Origin of the sequence: Bittarella sp. HCP28S3_D9 (genome assembly GCF_052065655.1) — a bacterium.
Taxonomy (GTDB): domain Bacteria; phylum Bacillota; class Clostridia; order Oscillospirales; family Ruminococcaceae; genus Bittarella; species Bittarella massiliensis.
This window is the reverse complement of sequence record NZ_JBQHTP010000006.1, coordinates 61670-76881: the sequence shown is the minus strand read 5'-3', so window position 1 is coordinate 76881 and position 15212 is coordinate 61670. Positions and strand designations below refer to the sequence as shown.

Sequence of the window (15212 nt, the reverse complement as noted above, 5' to 3'; positions counted from 1 at the left end):
GGTTTTCTCCCAAACGCTGCAAAGGGGCGGGGCGGCTTTGTGAAAAGGCCACAGTTGCCCGCAAAAAAGCCCCCCGCAGCGCAGTGCTGCAGGGGGCTTACAGGCGCGGGAAAACCGGCCGCCCTCACACGGGGATGAGGAAGGTGGAGAGGAAGAGGACGGCGGGGATGGTGATGACCGAGCAGATGGTGGTGACCGCCACGATCTTGCCGGCGTAGACGTCGTCGGCGCCGAAGATGTTGGCGAACATGGCCGTGGCCACCGCCGAGGGGGTGGAACTGGCAATCAGGTTGACCATCACCGCGAACTCGATGTTTTCGATGCCGGTCTGGCAGAGGAGCCACCCCAGCCCCAAGATCAGCAGGGGGCAGAGCAGCAGGCGGGCCGCCGCCACCTGAAAGACCTCCCTGTTTTTCACCAGCTCTTTGGGCTTTACGTTGGAGATGAGGATGCCGATGATCAGCATGGAGGAGGCGGTGTTCAGGTTGGCGATGTTCTGAATGGCCCCGGTGAAGACGGTGGGCGGGGTGAAGCGGCAGATGTAGAGCAGAAAGCCGATGGCCGCCCCGATGTTGCTGGGGTTGATGAGGGCCTTTTTCAGGTTGATCTTATAGCGGCCATTTGACACCTCTTTGGCGCCGTTGGTCCACATGAAGATGCCCGAGGCCGCCAGGAAGCCCACCAGCAGGAACACCCCGGTGGAGCCCAGGCTGGCCTGCACCAGGGGGATGCCGATAAACCCGGCGTTGGAGTAGCCGGTGCCGTAGCGGTTGATGCCGTTCAAGGGGTCGCCCTTTTTGCGGAAGATCAGGGTGCCGGTGAGGACGCAGACGCCCTGCACCACCACCCCCAGCGCAAAGGCGTAGAGGAAGAGGCGAAACTCGGCCGCGTCAAAGGGGCGCAGGAAGGAGTTGATGATCAGCATGGGGGAGACCAGGTAGAGCAGGATGTTGCTCAAAGGGGTGGTGAGGGCGTCGCTGATCTTGCCGGTCTTTTTCAGCAGGATGCCGCAGACGGCAATGATGACCATCACCACGACCTGGCCGGATACTGCAAGGGCAATTTCCATAGGGGGTGCACTGTCCTCTCTGTGATGGGATTTGGGGCGGCCCGCCGCAGGGCCGAAAAGGGCGGGGTTTAGAGGGCGGGCTCGTCGTCCGGGGCCTCGATCTCCAGTTCCATCAGCAGCTCTTTGAGGGAGTAGAGCTCCTCCTTGGTGATGGTGACGCCCTTGCCCATTTTGCTGTGGTCGGGGGACCACTCGCGGATGTCGTACTTGGGCTCCCGCTCGTTCCAGCTGATGAGGTTGAGCTCTTTGGTCCAGCCCTTGGCGTTTTCAGAGAGAACGCCGATCATGTCCACGATTTCGTATTTGAATTCTGCCAATTTGAAATACCTCCTGAAAGTCGGCGGGCGCTCTTCGCCCGGCCGCTGTGTTCTCGCTGGCGCTGCGCCGGGGGCGGGGGATACCGCGCTTCCCGGGCGCATCCATTTGTATATCATAGCACACTCCCGCCCGCAAAAAAAGCATGAAAACCAATTTTTGGCCCCTTTTTCGACCGGGGGAAGGGGGATGCGTCGGCGGGGGAGGGGTGGGTACAGTGGGGGCGGCGACGGCAGCCGCCTCTTTTATGACCGGGTGAAGAGGAGGTTGCCCCTACGGAGGGGGGATAAGGGGGAAATGGCGAAGTGGGGGAAACGGCGGGAATGCCCCCTTTTTTGACCGAGAGGGGAGGGGCTGCCCTGGCAGAGGGAGGGGCGGGGGAAAACCGGCAAGGTGGGGGCGAGAGCGGCAGGTTCCCCCCTCTCTTTTTTAGCGGGGAAAGAGGGGCCACCCCGGAGAGGAAGGGGGGATTACCCCGTCGGAGGGAGGAGAGAAAACCGGCCAAATGGGGAGCGGCAGTGGCGCCCTCCCTCCTTTTGACTGGAGATGTGGGGGGCGATTTGGCGGGAGAAAATGGCGAAGCGGAGGCGGCGATGGCAGCCCCCGCTTTTTGGGATTGGGGAAGGGCCCCCCCTGGCGAGGAGAAAACCGGCAGAGAGACGGCGGCAGCGGCGATCCGCCCTTTTTTGCCGCCGGCGCACGGGGAGGGTGAGGGGTGAAAAAGATTGGCAAAGGGCGGTTGACAACCCTGGTGGATTGTGGTATTTTGGGGCTACAGCAAAGAGCAAAAAAGCCCAGAAGGGGACAGCGGACCAGACGGGACCTTACAGAGAAGCGCCGGTTGGTGAAAGGCGCGAAGGAAACCGTGTGGAAGGGCCTTGGCCCGGCGGACCGTTCCGCCGCCGATCACCCCGGAGCTGCGCAGTGAAACCCAAAAGGGGAGTAAGTGTCGCCGGTATCCCACCGTTAGAGGGGAGCGTGTTGTTGGACACGGCTGAGCGGCCCTTTTTGAGGGGCAACTGAGAGTGGTACCGCGGAGCAGCGATGAAAAACAGTCGGCTTCGTCTCTCTGAACCGATCCGCCCGAGAGGGCGGGTCGGTCAGGGGGGCGGGGCCTTTTTCTTGCCTTCACGGCAGGGCCCACGTCCAACAGGGAAACAAAACCAGAGTCAGAGGAGGACATTGCAATGCTGCAAAATGAAATCAGCCAAATTGCCGAGAGACTGCGGGGCCTGCGCCAGATGACCGACACCACCCCCGAGGAGATGGCCCAGGTCACCGACACCGCGGTGGAGGAGTACCTGCGCCTGGAGGAGGGGGAGGAGGACTTCTCCTTCACCTTCCTCTACAACTGCGCCAAACACCTGGGGGTGGACCTGACCGAACTGATCACCGGCGAGATGCCGAAGCTGTCCTTTTTCACCGTGGTGCGCCGGGGCGAGGGGATGCCCATCCGCCGCCGGGCGGGGTTTGAGTACCAGCACCTGGCCTATCTGCTGCGGGGGCGGATGTGCGAGCCCTTTTTGGTCAAAGCTCCCTATCGGAAGGAAGAGCAAAACCAGGAGATCGCCCTCTCCCGCCACAAGGGGCAGGAGTTCGACTTTGTCCTCAAGGGGAGCCTGAAGGTGCGCATTGAGGACCACTACACGGTGCTGCACGCGGGGGATTCGATCTACTACGACTCCAGCCACGGGCACGGGATGATCGCCGCCGAGGGCGAGGACTGCGAATTTTTGGCAATGGTTGTGGAAGGGTGTGACGAGAAGTGAGCGAGATGATCTACCAGAGATTTACCGAGGAGACGGTGGACGAAAAGGGGCGGCTGACCGGCATCTCCTTTCACCCGCCGGAACACTTTAACTTTGCCTTTGACGTGATGGACGAACTGGGGCGGACCAAACCCGACGAGCGGGCCATGGTCTGGCTGTCCGAGGCAATGGAGGAGCGGGTCTTCACCTTTGGGGACTTCAAGCGGGAGTCCTCCCGGGCGGCCCACTACTTTGCCAACATGGGCATCGGCAAGGGGGACGTGGTGATGCTGGTGCTCAAGCGCCACTACCAGTTCTGGTTTGCGGTGCTGGCGCTGCACAAGCTGGGGGCGATCGTCATCCCCGCCACCAACCAGCTGATGAAGAAGGATTTTGTCTACCGCTTCAACGCCGCCCGGGTGAAGGCCATCGTCTGCACCTGCGACGGGACGGTGGCCGACGAGGTGGACCGGGCCATGGCGGAGAGCCCCACGGTGGAGCTGAAAATCTGCGTCAACGGGGAGCGGCCGGGCTGGCGGCCCTTTGACGCGGAGTACGGGGCCTTCCCCGGCGAGTTTCCCCGCCCGGCCCCCGAGGAGGCGCCGGACAACGAGGACCCGATGCTGATGTTCTTCACCTCCGGCACCACCGGGTACCCGAAAATCGCGGCCCACTCCTTCACCTACCCGCTGGGGCATGTGGTGACCGCCCGCTGGTGGCACAACAACCGGCCGGGGGGACTGCACTTCACCATCTCCGACACCGGCTGGGGGAAGGCCATGTGGGGGAAACTCTACGGTCAGTGGCTGTGTGAGGACTGCATCTTCACCTACGATTTCGACCGCTTTGACGCCAACAAGATCCTGCCCCTGTTTGCCAAGTACCACATCACCACCTTCTGCGCGCCGCCCACCATGTACCGCTTCTTTATAAAGGAAGACCTGAGCAGGTACGACCTTTCCTCCCTGGTCTACTCCAACACCGCCGGCGAGGCCCTCAACCCCGAGGTGTTTCGCCAGTGGAAGGCGGCCACCGGCCTGACCTTGATGGAGGGCTTTGGCCAGACCGAGACCACCCTGACGGTGGGCAACCTCTTGGGGGCCGAGCCGCGGATGGGGGCCATGGGCAAGCCCAGCCCCCAGTACGACGTGGACATTGTGGACGAAAACGGCCGCTCCTGCGTGCCCGGCGCGGTGGGGGAGATCGTCATCCGCACCGACAAGGGGAAGCCCTGCGGGATGTTCATCGGCTACTACCTGGACGAGGCCCTGACAAAGGAGGCCTGGCACGACGGGATGTACCACACCGGCGACACCGCCTGGCGGGACGAGGACGGCTACTTCTTCTTTGTGGGGCGCACCGACGACGTGATCAAGTCCTCCGGCTACCGGATCGGGCCGTTTGAGATCGAGAGCGTCATCATGGAGCACCCCTCGGTGCTGGAGTGCGCGGTGACGGCGGCCCCCGACCCGGTGCGGGGCCAGGTGGTGAAGGCCACCATCGTGCTGGCCCGGGGCTACGCCCCCAGCGAGGAGCTGAAAAAGGAGATCCAGCAGTACGTGAAAAAGAACACCGCCCCCTACAAGTACCCGCGGATTGTGGAGTTTGTGGAGGAGCTGCCCAAGACCATCAGCGGCAAGATCCGCCGGGTGGAGCTGCGGCAGGAGGCACAGAAGTAGGCGACTGCCAAAAGCAAAAAGGGGCCCGAGACCGAAGGCGCGGTCTCGGGCCCTTTTTTGTTGTAAAATGGGTCACTGCCGCCCCTTTTTGGCCTTGGCGAGCAGGGGGGAGCGGGCGTAGTCGCGGTAGAGGCGGGAGGCGGAGCCGGAGAGGGCCAGTAGGCCCAGCAGGTTGGGGATGACCATCAGCCCGTTGAAGAGGTCGGCCAGGGACCAGACCAGTTCCAACTTGAGAAGGGAGCCCAGGACGATGAAGCCCACCACCAGCAGGGCGTAGGGGAGGACGGCCTTTTTGCCAAAGAGGTAGACGATGTTCTGCTGGCCGAAGAAAAACCAGCCCACGATGGTGGAGAAGGCGAAGAAGAGCAGACAGATGGCGATAAAACTGTTGCCGAACGGGCCGAAGGTGGCGGTGAAGGCCGCCTGGGTCAGCTCGATCCCGTCTGCTCCCGAGCCGTACTGGCCGCTGGTGAGGATCACCAGGGCGGTGAGGGTGAGGACCACAAAGGTGTCGATGAAGACCCCCATCATGGCGACAACGCCCTGCTGGCAGGGGTGCTCCACCTGGGCCAGGGCGTGGGCGTGGGGGGTGGAGCCCATGCCGGCCTCGTTGGAGAAGAGGCCGCGGGCCACCCCGTAGCGCATGGCCTTTTGCACCCCGATGCCGCAGGCGCCCCCCAGCACGGCGGCGGGGGAGAAGGCGCCCACAAAGATCTGGCGAAAGGCGTCGCCGATGGAGCCGGCGTGAAAGGCCAGGGCGACGGCACAGCCCAGGATGTAGACAATGGCCATGAAGGGGACGATCTTCTCGGTGAGGGAGGCGATGCGGCGGATGCCGCCGATGAAGACAAAGCCGGCCAGCACGGCGATGGCGATGCCCACAACCAGTTTGTTGGCGCCAAAGGCGGTGGCGAAGGCCGAGGAGATGGAGTTGGCCTGGACCATGTTCCCCATAAAGCCCAGAGCGAGGATGATGAAGACCGAGAAGAGGACGGCCAGCACCCTGCCGAAGCGCCCCTTAAAGGCCGATTTTATGTAGTAGACCGGCCCGCCGATGACCGCGCCGTCCTTTTGGGTGCGGTGGGCCTGCGCCAGGCTGGCCTCGGCAAAGATGGTGGCCATGCCGAAGAAGGCGGAGAGCCACATCCAGAAGATGGCGCCGGGTCCGCCCATGACGATGGCGGTGGCGGCCCCCGCCAGGTTGCCGGTGCCCACCTGGGCGGCCACGGCGGTGGCCAGGGACTGAAACGAGCTCATGCCGTCGTCGCCGGCCTTTTTCCCGCTGAAGCGGATCTTGCCGAAGACCTCTTTACAGCTCTGACCGAAGCGGCGCACCTGCACGAATCGCAGGCGGAAGGTGAAATAGATGCCCGCCCCGCAGAGCAGAAAGAGGAGGAAGTAGTTCCAGAGATAGTCGTTTGCAACCGATACGAGAGATTCCAAAAATGACATGATAACGCCCCTTTTTTCTTTTGTCACACGTTTGGCAGTATACCAGAGAAATCGGCAGTTGTCTACAATAAAAATGCAGATGTGTTCTACACGGAGACAATTGGGCGGGCTGTCAGCTGGTGAAGGACAGAACAAAAAGAAACAAAACGGTAAAAAATAGTTGCAAATTAGAAACAAACGCGGTATACTGTATTTACAGAGTTGCGAAAAAGAAATTCAGCAATGAGGGCATGATGGGCTGCTGGAAGGGGGGATACTTCCGTCCAGTCAGTTTGCGACCCCATGAGTGAAGATTCTATAAAAAATGGCGCGGCACCCCTGTCCGGGGGCTGCGCCGGGGAGAGGTGCGCCCTTTTCGTTTCTAAAAAGAAACGATTATTCGAGTGTCAGGTCGCCTCGGTAGTGTTCGGCGATCTGCTGCAGCTCGCCCAGGGTGGTGATCTCGGCCCCGGAGTCGAGGATGATCTCGCGGACGGCGACGGGGAGGGAGTTGAAGTAGGGGGAGAGGGCGGGGTCGTTGAGGTAGAAGTTGGCATTGGCGGACATGAGAAAGACCTCCTTTGGGAAGAGATGATAGGTTTGCATTTACTGTTTCCCAGCGGGGGCAAAAAATACGGGAGGACAAAAAATGACAGAGAGAGAATGGCGGGAGCTGCCCCATCTGCAGCGGGAGGTCAAGCTGCTGCAGGGGCAGTTGGAGCGGCTGCGCAGGGCGCAGGAGAGGTGGACGATGCGGCGGCCGTGTGAAGGGGAGATGGCGCAGGAGGAGATCGGCACCGAGATGCGGGAGCTGGAGCGCCGCCTGCAGGCCACCGTTCGTGAATACCTGATGCGGGTGGAAGAGGGCTATGCGTTTTTGGGCGAGGTGGAGGACAGCCAGATGCGGCAGATCTTGAACCTGCGCTACCTCGAGGGGATGAGCTGGCAGCGGGTGGCCTTTGCCATTGGCGAGTACGACGAGCAGTACCCCCGCAAAAAGTGCCGCCGGTTCTGGGTGAAGGAGGAGGGACGCATTTGACGAAAAGGACGGCCGGAGGGCGGTATACTGAAATTGTGGAAGGGGAGGACACTCCCCCGATGTGGCAGAGACACCGCAGCGAAGCGGCAGGGGAAGGGGCCGGCGGTGCAGGAAAACCAGGGCGGTGAGCCCAGACGATAAAGGGGGAACAGACGTTGACAAAAGCGGAAATCAAGGCCGTTTTGACCGGCGCGCTGCAGGATGGGGTGGCGCTGTACTGGCAGTTCCCGCCCAGCGGCACAGGGCGCTGCCTGGTGTGGGGGGAGACCGGCCCGGCCGGGGGTCCAGCCGCCGACAACCAGCCGGGGGAACGGGGGGTGAAGGGGATGGTGGAACTCTACACCACCCTGGAGGAAGACCCCCTGTTCGCCGCGGTGGAAGAGGCGATGCGCGGGGCGAGGCTGGCGTTTTCCTGGGAGAGCAGCGGCTACGACCGGGACGCGGGGCTGGTCAAGCACCGCTGGCGCTGGGTCAGCCTGTGAGGGCTTTTGAGAGGGTGCAGACCGCCGAGAGAGGCGTTTGCAAATAAATTTTTTAAAGGAGCGGATCAAGATGGCGACTATTGGCGTGAGCAAACCGTATTATGCCCTGTATCAGAGCGAGGGCGGCACCGTCAGCTACCAGGGCGGCGGCCTGATGGGCAGGGCAGTGGAACTGTCTGCCAGCATTGAGGCTGGCGAGGAGAACAACCTGTACGCCGACAACATGGTGGTGGAGAGCGACAGCTCGTTTGCCGGCGGCACCCTGACCATTACCACCGACGACCTGCTGCAGGAGGCGAGCAAAGCCCTGCTGGGGCTCAAGACCAACGAAGTGACCGTGGGCGAGGAGAAGGTCACCGAGCTGGTGTACGACGACGAGTCCGTCGCCCCCTATCTGGGGGTGGGGATCATCATCAAGAAAAAGCGCAGCGGCAGCTATGCCTACCGCGCCATCATCTTCACCAAGGTGCAGTTCAAGGTGCCGGAGGACAGCGCCACCACCCAGGGCGAGGCGGTGGAATGGCAGACCCCGGCCATCGAGGGGGCCATCTTCCGGGACGACAGCGCCACCCACGTCTGGAAGAGGGAGGCCACCCTGGACAGCGAGGAGAAGGCGGAGGCCTACATCAAGCAGGTGCTGCACATTGGGGCCCCCTCTCCCGAGCCCCAGGTGTAAGGGGGAGAGCCGATGGAGAGGTTGAGTTACATTGAGCTGGCCGGCCGGCAGTGCCCGCTGAATTTCTCGCTGGGTGCGGTGGAGGAGATCGGCAGGCGCTACGGCAGCCTGGAGGGGATGCAGGAGGCCTTTTCGGCCTTTGACGAAAAGCCGATCCACGAGGCGCTGGGCGACATCCTCTGGATCCTGGCGGTCCTGCTGCGCCAGGGGGTCGAGTACTGCCGGGTGATGGAGGGGAGAGAGGAAGAGCCCTTCACCGAAGAGCAGCTGAAGTGCCTGCTAGGCGCGCAGGACGCCGGGCGGATCACAGAGGCCCTGACCGAGGCGATGCAGCTGGGCCAGGGCAGAGAGGTCGAGGTGCAGGCCGACCCAAAAAACGGGGAGGCCGCGCAGGGCCGGTAAGCACTGCGTGGTACTGGTTTTACGGGAGGGTGCTGGGGATCCCCCGCCGAGAGCTGTGCGCGATGCCGATGGGGGAGCTGTGCGACCTGATCGCCTGCTGGCAGATCGCCCAGGGGGCAAAGGAGCGGCCGATGCGGCCGCTGGATGAGGAGATGATCCCCGACCTCCCGTAGGGAAAAGAGAGAAGGGGCGGGCGGTCGTTGGCCGCCCGCCCTTTCTAAAGAGAGAGAAAGGAGGAGAGGATTTGGCGAATGATTGGAGCGTAGACGTTCAGGTCAACGGAAGCGAGACATTTGCGGCGAAGATGGAGTTTTTAAATAAGCAGCTCAAGATGTTTTCGTCTGTGCTGGCCGAAAGCGCTGCTTCTATGGGCAAAAATGCGGCTTCGGTGCAAGATCTGCTGGTGAAAAAGCAGATGCTCCGCAATTCGATTGCAGTGGAGCAGACGGCACAGGAGGCCCTGCGCGAAGAGTATGATAGGCAGAGCAAAAAGCTGGAAGAGCAAAAAAAGAAATACAAGGAGCTTTCGGAGACGGTTGCCGCCGGTTCTGACGAGAGCGCTGCCGCCGTCAACAGGGCGGAAGAGGCCTATTGGAAACAGAGCGCTGCGGTGTCGGCGCTGCGAAATCAGCTGTATAACGTCTCGACCAACATTGAGAAGATGTCCGACGAAGCGGCGCAAGTCGAAGGGCAGACAACTGGACTGGGGGCCTTTAAAACGGCGATCCAGCACATCGCTGACCAGGCGCGAAACGGCGAGACGACCCTCGGCAAATTTGTCGCCGGGGCCAAGAACATCTCCGCAGGATTGAAAGTGGTGGGAAAGGCGGCCTCGGGAATCGCGGGTGCCGTGGGAGGCGCCTTCCAGGGGATTGCCGGAGTGTCAAAGAAGTTTGCCGAAAACTTTATGGATGCGGAGGTGATCGCGGAACTAAATGGAAAGAAGCAGGAGCTGTTTCGCGTTTTGGGCGATCAGGCCGCGCCCATTGCCGAGGTGTTTTCATCCAGTATGGAGTCGGCCAAACCCGCAATCAGCCAGGCGATCAACGGGCTTTTTTCGGGCGATGAGGTGAGCGGCGACGCGCTGACGAGCTCACTGACAGGGATGTTTGACGGGATGATCGGGGGCTTGACCCAACAGCTGCCGACCTTTTTAAACGGCTTATCGGGGGTGCTGACCAGCCTTATGGCGGCCTTGGCAGCGGTTCTTCCCAGCCTGACACAGACGCTTCTGCCCGCGGTCATGACGGCGCTGGTGGGTCTTGTCTCCGCACTGATCGGGCAACTGCCCGCGCTTTTGCCGGCGCTGTTGGGGGCGGGGCTACAGCTGTTTTTAGGGCTGATACAGGGGCTCAACCAGGTGGTTCCTCTGCTCATGGAACAGCTCCCTCTGCTCATTTCCAGCATGAGCATGGTCCTGCTGGAAAATATTCCCCAAATCATCTCAGCAGGGATCCAGCTGCTGACGGGCTTGGTGGCGGGGATTGCCCAGTCTGTCCCTCTGCTTGTGGGGGAGATTTTACTGCTGATCCCGACGGTGGTGGCCTCCTTGATCGCCAATTTGCCGGCACTTATCATCGCGGGGATGCAGATCCTACTGGGATTGATCGAGGGAATCGTACAGACGATCCCCGTTTTGATCGAGCAGGTCATCGCGCTCATCCCCGTCTTTGTGGAGACGTTGATGCAGAATCTGCCGGCGATCCTCTCCGCAGGGTTGGAAATCCTCTTGAGCTTGGTGGCGGGTATTGTGCAGGCCCTTCCAATGTTGATCAATTCGGTGGTGGCAATGATCCCCATGATCGTGAAATTGATCATGGACAACCTGCCCCAGATCATCCAGGCGGGGATACAGATACTGACCGCAGTGACGAGCGGGCTGGTACAGGCCATCCCGCAGCTGGTGGGCAAACTCCCGGAAATCATCGGGAAGATCGTCAGCGCCTTTGCCAACACCAACTGGTTGCAGGTGGGCATCGACCTGATTAAAGGGATCGGGAGAGGACTTGCGAATGCGGGGGGGATCCTCTGGGACATGGCCAAGGAGGCCTGTGCCAACGTGCTCAAAAAAATCAAGGGGTTCTTCGGCATTCACTCCCCGTCCAAAGTCTTCCGGGACCAGGTGGGAATGAATCTGGCCAAGGGGCTGGGCATCGGCTTTTTGGGGGAGATGGACCGCGTGGGGGAGCAGATGAAAAATGCCATTCCCACCCGGTTTAGCGGGATCGTGCTGGCGGGGGGGATCTCTCCCAGCACACTGGCCGCCGCCTCTGCCGGGGCGCCTGGTGGGGTGGTCCTCAACCAGACGGTGAACAACTACAGCCCCAAGGTCCTTTCGCCGGCGGAGACGGCGCGGCTCAACCGCAATGCAATGCGCCAGATGGTGATGGGGGTGAAATTCGCTTGATCACACAGAAGAAAATTACCTGTGAAAACAGCAGGGGGGAGAAGATCTCCTTTGGGTATTTTCTGCCCCTCTGGCTCAAGGACGCCACCGGGCTGACCTCGGCTGCCTATGAGGTGAGCACCCAGCGGCAGGATGGAATGGACGGGGAGAGCTGGCAGAGCAGCTGCGCCCAGAAGAGGAACATCGTCATCACCGCGGCGATCAAGGGGGAGTACGCGGCCCAGAGAGAGCGGCTTTTCGGCTTCTTTCAGCCCCGGGAGAGGGGGACCCTCACCTACTGGGAACAGGGGGGCCGGGAGAAGGTCATCGACTACCAGGTGGAGAGCGTGGAGTTTGCGCTGCAGGGAAAGACCCGGGATGTGAGCATCTCCCTCATCTGCCCCTATCCGCTGTTTCGCGCGCCGGAGCGGTCGGTGGTGAACATGGCCTATTGGGAGCCGCTGGTGCGCTTCCCCTTTGTGTACGGCGCCCCCATCATGACCGCCCGGCGGATCGCGGAGCGGATCGTGGAGGTGCAAAACGACCAGAACGTGGCCTGCGGCCTGACAATTACCTTTGTGGCCCGGGGACCGGTCAAAGACCCCTCTCTCGCCGAGTTGGGGAGCGGGGGCAAGTTGGCGCTTGCGCTGGAGATGGCGGAGGGGGACACGGTGGTGGTGACGACCGGGCGCGGCCAGAAGCGGACGCTGCTCAACGGGATCTCCCACCCGGAGATCTGGTCCCTGGCAAACGACTGGATCCAGCTGTACCCCGGGAAGAACACCTATCAGTACGGCGCGAAACAGGGGGTGGAACACCTGGATGTGAAGCTGGAGTACACCCTGGAATACTGGGGGGCTTGAGAGATGGAACTGTATGTGTACCCGCCCGTCGGCCAAGGGCTGGCGTGGAACGGGGTGATCGACCAATTCGGCTCCCTGCGCTGGCGCCGGAAATACACCGAGCCGGGGGAGTTTGAGCTGCACCTCCCCGCCAGCAAAGAGAATGTTGCCCTCCTCCGCCCAGGGGCCCGGCTGCAGCGGCTGGACTGCCGGGAGCAGGGGGAGATCTCGGGCATCAAGCTGGAGGGGGAGGAGATGTCGGTGACCGGCCGCATGCTCTCCGCCCGGCTGGACCAGCACATCCAACCGCTGTTTGCCTGCTCCTGCAGCGCGGTCGAGGCCATGCGCAAGGCGGTGGCGGCCGGGGGGGTGAAGGCGCTGGCAGAGCCCTCTGTTGGGGGCGGGGGAGCGGAGGAGACCGTCCAGTTGCAGGCGCGGTTCAAGAGCGACCTGCAGATCGTCTCCGCCCTGGCAAAGGCCTACAACCTGGGGTTTTACCTGGAGGTGCTGGGCGACGGCGCCCTTCAGCTGGCCATCTACCAGGGGGCCGTTCGGACGTTGGAACAGACGGAGAACGCCCAGGTGATCTTCAGCGACCTGTACGACAATCTGCTCGCCCCGGTCTACACCTATTCGGCCACCGGCTACAAAAACGTGGCCCTGGTGGCCGGGGAAGAGGCCGAAAACGGCGAGCGGATGGTGGTGGAGGTGGACCGAAGCGGCGGGGGTGACCGGCGGATGCTCTACGTCGACGCCGGCGGCCTGCGGCGGGAGGAGCGCACAGAGGAGGAGTACCGGGCGCTCCTGCGCCAGGAGGGACTGCAGAAGCTGGCGGAGAGCCAGGTGGCGGAAAACTTCGACTCCTCCATTCTGCCCACCGCCCCCTTTGTGTACGGGGAGGACTGGGCGCTGGGCGATGTGGTGAGCGTCTACGATTCCCGGTGGGGGATCCGGCTGGACGCCCGGGTCACCGAGATAGAAGAGGTCTTTGAGGGCGGGGTGCACCAGGTGATCCCGGTGCTGGGGACCCCCCTTCCGGAGACGTTGCAGCTGTAAAAGGAGGGATTTATAGATGGCGGAACAATACGGATATTTTAACGGGCTGGCCTATGACGAGGACTTTCCGGCCCAGAGAATTGCGGCTTTGGTGCCAAACGGCGTCTACCAAAACGGGTCGCAGGTGCTGGCCGACGGGTCGATGAAACTGCAGGTCACGCCGGGACGGGCCTGGATCAACGGGTATTTTTACCGCAGTGATGAGGCGGTCGAGGTCACCGTGCCCACGGCGCACCCCTCGCTGCCCCGCAAGGACGCGGTGGTGCTGCGGTGGGATCTGCCGGAAAAGGTGATGGGGGTGTGCGTCGTCGAGGGGACGCCGGCCAACAACCCCCAGCCCCCCGCTCTGCGCCGGGACAAGCAGGTGTACGACCTGCAACTGGCGCTGGTGAAGGTGGAGACGGGGGCGATCGCCCTGACCCAGTCGGCGGTACAGGACACCCGGACGGACAAGGCGGTCTGCGGGTACACCCAGGGGTTTGACCAGATGGATTTCAGCCAGCTGATGGCGCAGTTGGACGCCTGGGCGGAGGAGTACCGCACCGGCAAAAACGAGGAGTTTCAGGGCTGGTTCGACACCATTAAAAACCAGCTGACGGACAATGTGGCGGGGTCTCTGCAGGCACAGATCAACCAGATCACCGAGAGCAAGGGGCAGCCGGGGGGCATTGCCGGGCAGGACGCGCTGCAGGCGCTGGCGGACAGCAGGGGGCAGGCGGACGGGATCGCCACCCTGGACGGTGCGGGCAAGCTGGCACAGATGCCGACGGCCGGCGATGTGGGGGCCGACGCGGCCGGCAGTGCGGCGGCGGTGCAGACGGCGCTGGGCAGCCACACCGGCAACAAGCAAAATCCCCACGGGGTGACGGCGGCCCAGGTCGGTGCGGCCCTTGCGGGGCACACCCACACGGCGGCCCAGGTGGGGGCGGTGCCCCTCTCGGGCGGAAACGCCAGTATTTCCGGGGGATTGACTGCCGGGGGAACGGTGCGCGCCAACTATTTTTGCGCCAGTGCCGGCCAGGGGCTGCGCTATCAAAAGGACGCGGCCACGCAGACCGAGATCATCTTTGGAAATGGCGGGAACACCTATCTGCCAAACCAGAATGTCTACGCTACCTACCAGATGTTTCAGAACAACGGGAAACCGGTGGGGGATTACGAGGTGGGCAGCTGGACGCCGAACTGCGCGCAGCTCAACATTTCATCTAAGAGTGGGCGCTATGTTAGGGTAGGCAAAATAGTGTATGTACAGTTTGAAATATGTATTTCTAGTACAAATACCAGTGGCAGTGAACTGGATTTATATGGCCTTCCCTTTATGAGTGACTCGATTGGTATTGGAAACTTATTCTATACAAATGTGTGTTTTTATGCAAATGGTGTTACAAGTAACCCGTCCCCGTCAGTTTTTCCTGGCTGTTATGCTAGTAATACTCATTTTAAGTTGATGGGGTTCTGGGATGGCCGCCCTTGGACATTGAGTTCTCATGAAGTCTCAGGTAGTGGGGGAGCTATAATTTCTGGTGGCATTGTCTACCGAATTGCTTAGGAGGAGAGAGATATGGAACAGATCTACATTGCGGGACAGATGGTTGATTTACAGGACGAACGGCTGTCATTTCGACTGGACGCGGTCGACCGGGACGGCTGCCAGATCAAAGCGCAGTTGACGGTGGACCTGGGCGGGGCCAAATACACCATTCCCGAGGGCCACAGCGAGGCGCTGAAAAATTCGGAGGAGGGGCGGCAGCGGCTGATGAGCTACCCCAAGCAGGTGCAGGACTGGCTGATCCCCAACGTCTGGGGAGAGGCCCCGACTGTCAGCGAGAACAGAGGAGGGCAGTGATGTCGACCTGTCCCAACGAATACTGCACCGAGCGTTTTTCGAGGCTGGAGGGGCGGGTGGACCAAAAGAGCCAGGAGCTGGACCACCACGCGGTGCAGCTCGCCCGTCTCGAGGAGAAATTCGACAGCCTGACCCACTCCCTACAGGGGCTGACCAAGGCGCTGTGGGGGATGAGCGGGGCCATTGTCTCGGTCCTGCTGGGATTTTTTATCTGGTATGTCCAGACACTTTAAAGGAGGGG

General features: G+C 61.9%; 17 protein-coding genes. 13 read left to right on the top strand and 4 right to left on the bottom strand.

What is annotated here, in order from left to right:
* Positions 1-124: 124 nt before the first annotated feature.
* Positions 125-1069, bottom strand: coding sequence for an AEC family transporter (locus ACTNAU_RS05145; RefSeq protein ID WP_216400780.1), 945 nt, complete (start codon positions 1067-1069; stop codon positions 125-127).
* Between the two features lie 68 nt (positions 1070-1137).
* A complete protein-coding gene (locus tag ACTNAU_RS05140; protein ID WP_185915526.1) occupies positions 1138-1386 on the bottom strand; it encodes a YdbC family protein in 249 nt (82 codons plus the stop codon).
* Positions 1387-2571: 1185 nt separating this feature from the next.
* Between ACTNAU_RS05140 and ACTNAU_RS05135 the strand changes: the two genes are divergently transcribed.
* Both ACTNAU_RS05135 and ACTNAU_RS05130 read left to right on the top strand, forming a co-directional pair.
* Entirely contained in the window at positions 2572-3153 is a 582-nt protein-coding gene (locus ACTNAU_RS05135) for a helix-turn-helix domain-containing protein (protein ID WP_441097770.1), read from the top strand.
* A 5-nt stretch (positions 3154-3158) separates the two neighbouring features.
* A complete protein-coding gene (locus ACTNAU_RS05130) occupies positions 3159-4811 on the top strand; it encodes an AMP-binding protein (protein WP_216400781.1) in 1653 nt (550 codons plus the stop codon).
* A 72-nt stretch (positions 4812-4883) separates the two neighbouring features.
* On the opposite strand, the gene ACTNAU_RS05125 is transcribed toward ACTNAU_RS05130, so the two are convergent.
* Together ACTNAU_RS05125 and ACTNAU_RS05120 are read right to left on the bottom strand one after the other, a co-directional pair.
* Complete coding sequence (locus ACTNAU_RS05125; RefSeq protein WP_441097769.1) at positions 4884-6263, bottom strand: alanine/glycine:cation symporter family protein; 1380 nt, start codon at positions 6261-6263, stop codon at positions 4884-4886.
* Between the two features lie 375 nt (positions 6264-6638).
* Positions 6639-6809 (bottom strand): hypothetical protein, encoded by a 171-nt coding sequence (locus ACTNAU_RS05120; RefSeq protein ID WP_185915530.1) that lies wholly within the window; start codon positions 6807-6809, stop codon positions 6639-6641.
* An 82-nt stretch (positions 6810-6891) separates the two neighbouring features.
* Here ACTNAU_RS05120 and ACTNAU_RS05115 point away from each other — a divergent pair, with 82 nt between their 5' ends.
* The 11 genes from ACTNAU_RS05115 (at position 6892) to ACTNAU_RS05065 (ending at position 15204) form a co-directional block, all read left to right on the top strand.
* On the top strand, positions 6892-7281 hold the full coding sequence (locus ACTNAU_RS05115) for a hypothetical protein (RefSeq protein WP_021660967.1): 390 nt from the start codon (positions 6892-6894) through the stop codon (positions 7279-7281).
* Positions 7282-7436: 155 nt separating this feature from the next.
* On the top strand, positions 7437-7763 hold the full coding sequence (locus tag ACTNAU_RS05110; protein WP_441097768.1) for a hypothetical protein: 327 nt from the start codon (positions 7437-7439) through the stop codon (positions 7761-7763).
* A gap of 70 nt (positions 7764-7833) precedes the next feature.
* Positions 7834-8439 carry a major tail protein gene (locus ACTNAU_RS05105; RefSeq protein WP_216400785.1) on the top strand — a complete coding sequence of 202 codons (606 nt, stop codon included), beginning with the start codon at positions 7834-7836 and terminating at the stop codon, positions 8437-8439.
* 12 nt (positions 8440-8451) lie between these two features.
* On the top strand, positions 8452-8841 hold the full coding sequence (locus tag ACTNAU_RS05100; RefSeq protein ID WP_441097767.1) for a hypothetical protein: 390 nt from the start codon (positions 8452-8454) through the stop codon (positions 8839-8841).
* Positions 8842-8870: 29 nt separating this feature from the next.
* Positions 8871-9014 (top strand): hypothetical protein, encoded by a 144-nt coding sequence (locus tag ACTNAU_RS05095; RefSeq protein ID WP_216400786.1) that lies wholly within the window; start codon positions 8871-8873, stop codon positions 9012-9014.
* 71 nt (positions 9015-9085) lie between these two features.
* Positions 9086-11248, top strand: a complete 2163-nt coding sequence (locus tag ACTNAU_RS05090; protein WP_441097766.1) for a phage tail protein — start codon at positions 9086-9088, stop codon at positions 11246-11248.
* Positions 11245-12090: a phage distal tail protein gene (locus ACTNAU_RS05085; protein ID WP_441097765.1), complete on the top strand. Its 846-nt coding sequence runs from the start codon at positions 11245-11247 to the stop codon at positions 12088-12090. Before ACTNAU_RS05090 ends, ACTNAU_RS05085 begins: the two co-directional genes overlap by 4 nt.
* A 3-nt stretch (positions 12091-12093) precedes the next feature.
* Positions 12094-13125, top strand: a complete 1032-nt coding sequence (locus ACTNAU_RS05080) for a siphovirus ReqiPepy6 Gp37-like family protein (RefSeq protein WP_441097764.1) — start codon at positions 12094-12096, stop codon at positions 13123-13125.
* A gap of 16 nt (positions 13126-13141) precedes the next feature.
* Complete coding sequence (locus tag ACTNAU_RS05075) at positions 13142-14674, top strand: hypothetical protein (RefSeq protein WP_441097763.1); 1533 nt, start codon at positions 13142-13144, stop codon at positions 14672-14674.
* A 12-nt stretch (positions 14675-14686) separates the two neighbouring features.
* Positions 14687-14971 (top strand): hypothetical protein, encoded by a 285-nt coding sequence (locus ACTNAU_RS05070; protein WP_021660957.1) that lies wholly within the window; start codon positions 14687-14689, stop codon positions 14969-14971.
* On the top strand, positions 14971-15204 hold the full coding sequence (locus tag ACTNAU_RS05065; RefSeq protein WP_021660956.1) for a hypothetical protein: 234 nt from the start codon (positions 14971-14973) through the stop codon (positions 15202-15204). Before ACTNAU_RS05070 ends, ACTNAU_RS05065 begins: the two co-directional genes overlap by 1 nt.
* The last annotated feature ends 8 nt before the right edge of the window (positions 15205-15212 follow it).

Coding starts and splice junctions, on each gene's coding strand:
- ACTNAU_RS05145 (WP_216400780.1), bottom strand. CDS start 1,069: ATGGAAATTGCCCTTGCAGTATCCGGCCAGGTCGTGGTGATGGTCATC.
- ACTNAU_RS05135 (WP_441097770.1), top strand. CDS start 2,572: ATGCTGCAAAATGAAATCAGCCAAATTGCCGAGAGACTGCGGGGCCTG.
- ACTNAU_RS05130 (WP_216400781.1), top strand. CDS start 3,159: ATGATCTACCAGAGATTTACCGAGGAGACGGTGGACGAAAAGGGGCGG.
- ACTNAU_RS05125 (WP_441097769.1), bottom strand. CDS start 6,263: ATGTCATTTTTGGAATCTCTCGTATCGGTTGCAAACGACTATCTCTGG.
- ACTNAU_RS05120 (WP_185915530.1), bottom strand. CDS start 6,809: ATGTCCGCCAATGCCAACTTCTACCTCAACGACCCCGCCCTCTCCCCC.
- ACTNAU_RS05115 (WP_021660967.1), top strand. CDS start 6,892: ATGACAGAGAGAGAATGGCGGGAGCTGCCCCATCTGCAGCGGGAGGTC.
- ACTNAU_RS05105 (WP_216400785.1), top strand. CDS start 7,834: ATGGCGACTATTGGCGTGAGCAAACCGTATTATGCCCTGTATCAGAGC.
- ACTNAU_RS05100 (WP_441097767.1), top strand. CDS start 8,452: ATGGAGAGGTTGAGTTACATTGAGCTGGCCGGCCGGCAGTGCCCGCTG.
- ACTNAU_RS05080 (WP_441097764.1), top strand. CDS start 12,094: ATGGAACTGTATGTGTACCCGCCCGTCGGCCAAGGGCTGGCGTGGAAC.
- ACTNAU_RS05075 (WP_441097763.1), top strand. CDS start 13,142: ATGGCGGAACAATACGGATATTTTAACGGGCTGGCCTATGACGAGGAC.
- ACTNAU_RS05070 (WP_021660957.1), top strand. CDS start 14,687: ATGGAACAGATCTACATTGCGGGACAGATGGTTGATTTACAGGACGAA.
- ACTNAU_RS05065 (WP_021660956.1), top strand. CDS start 14,971: ATGTCGACCTGTCCCAACGAATACTGCACCGAGCGTTTTTCGAGGCTG.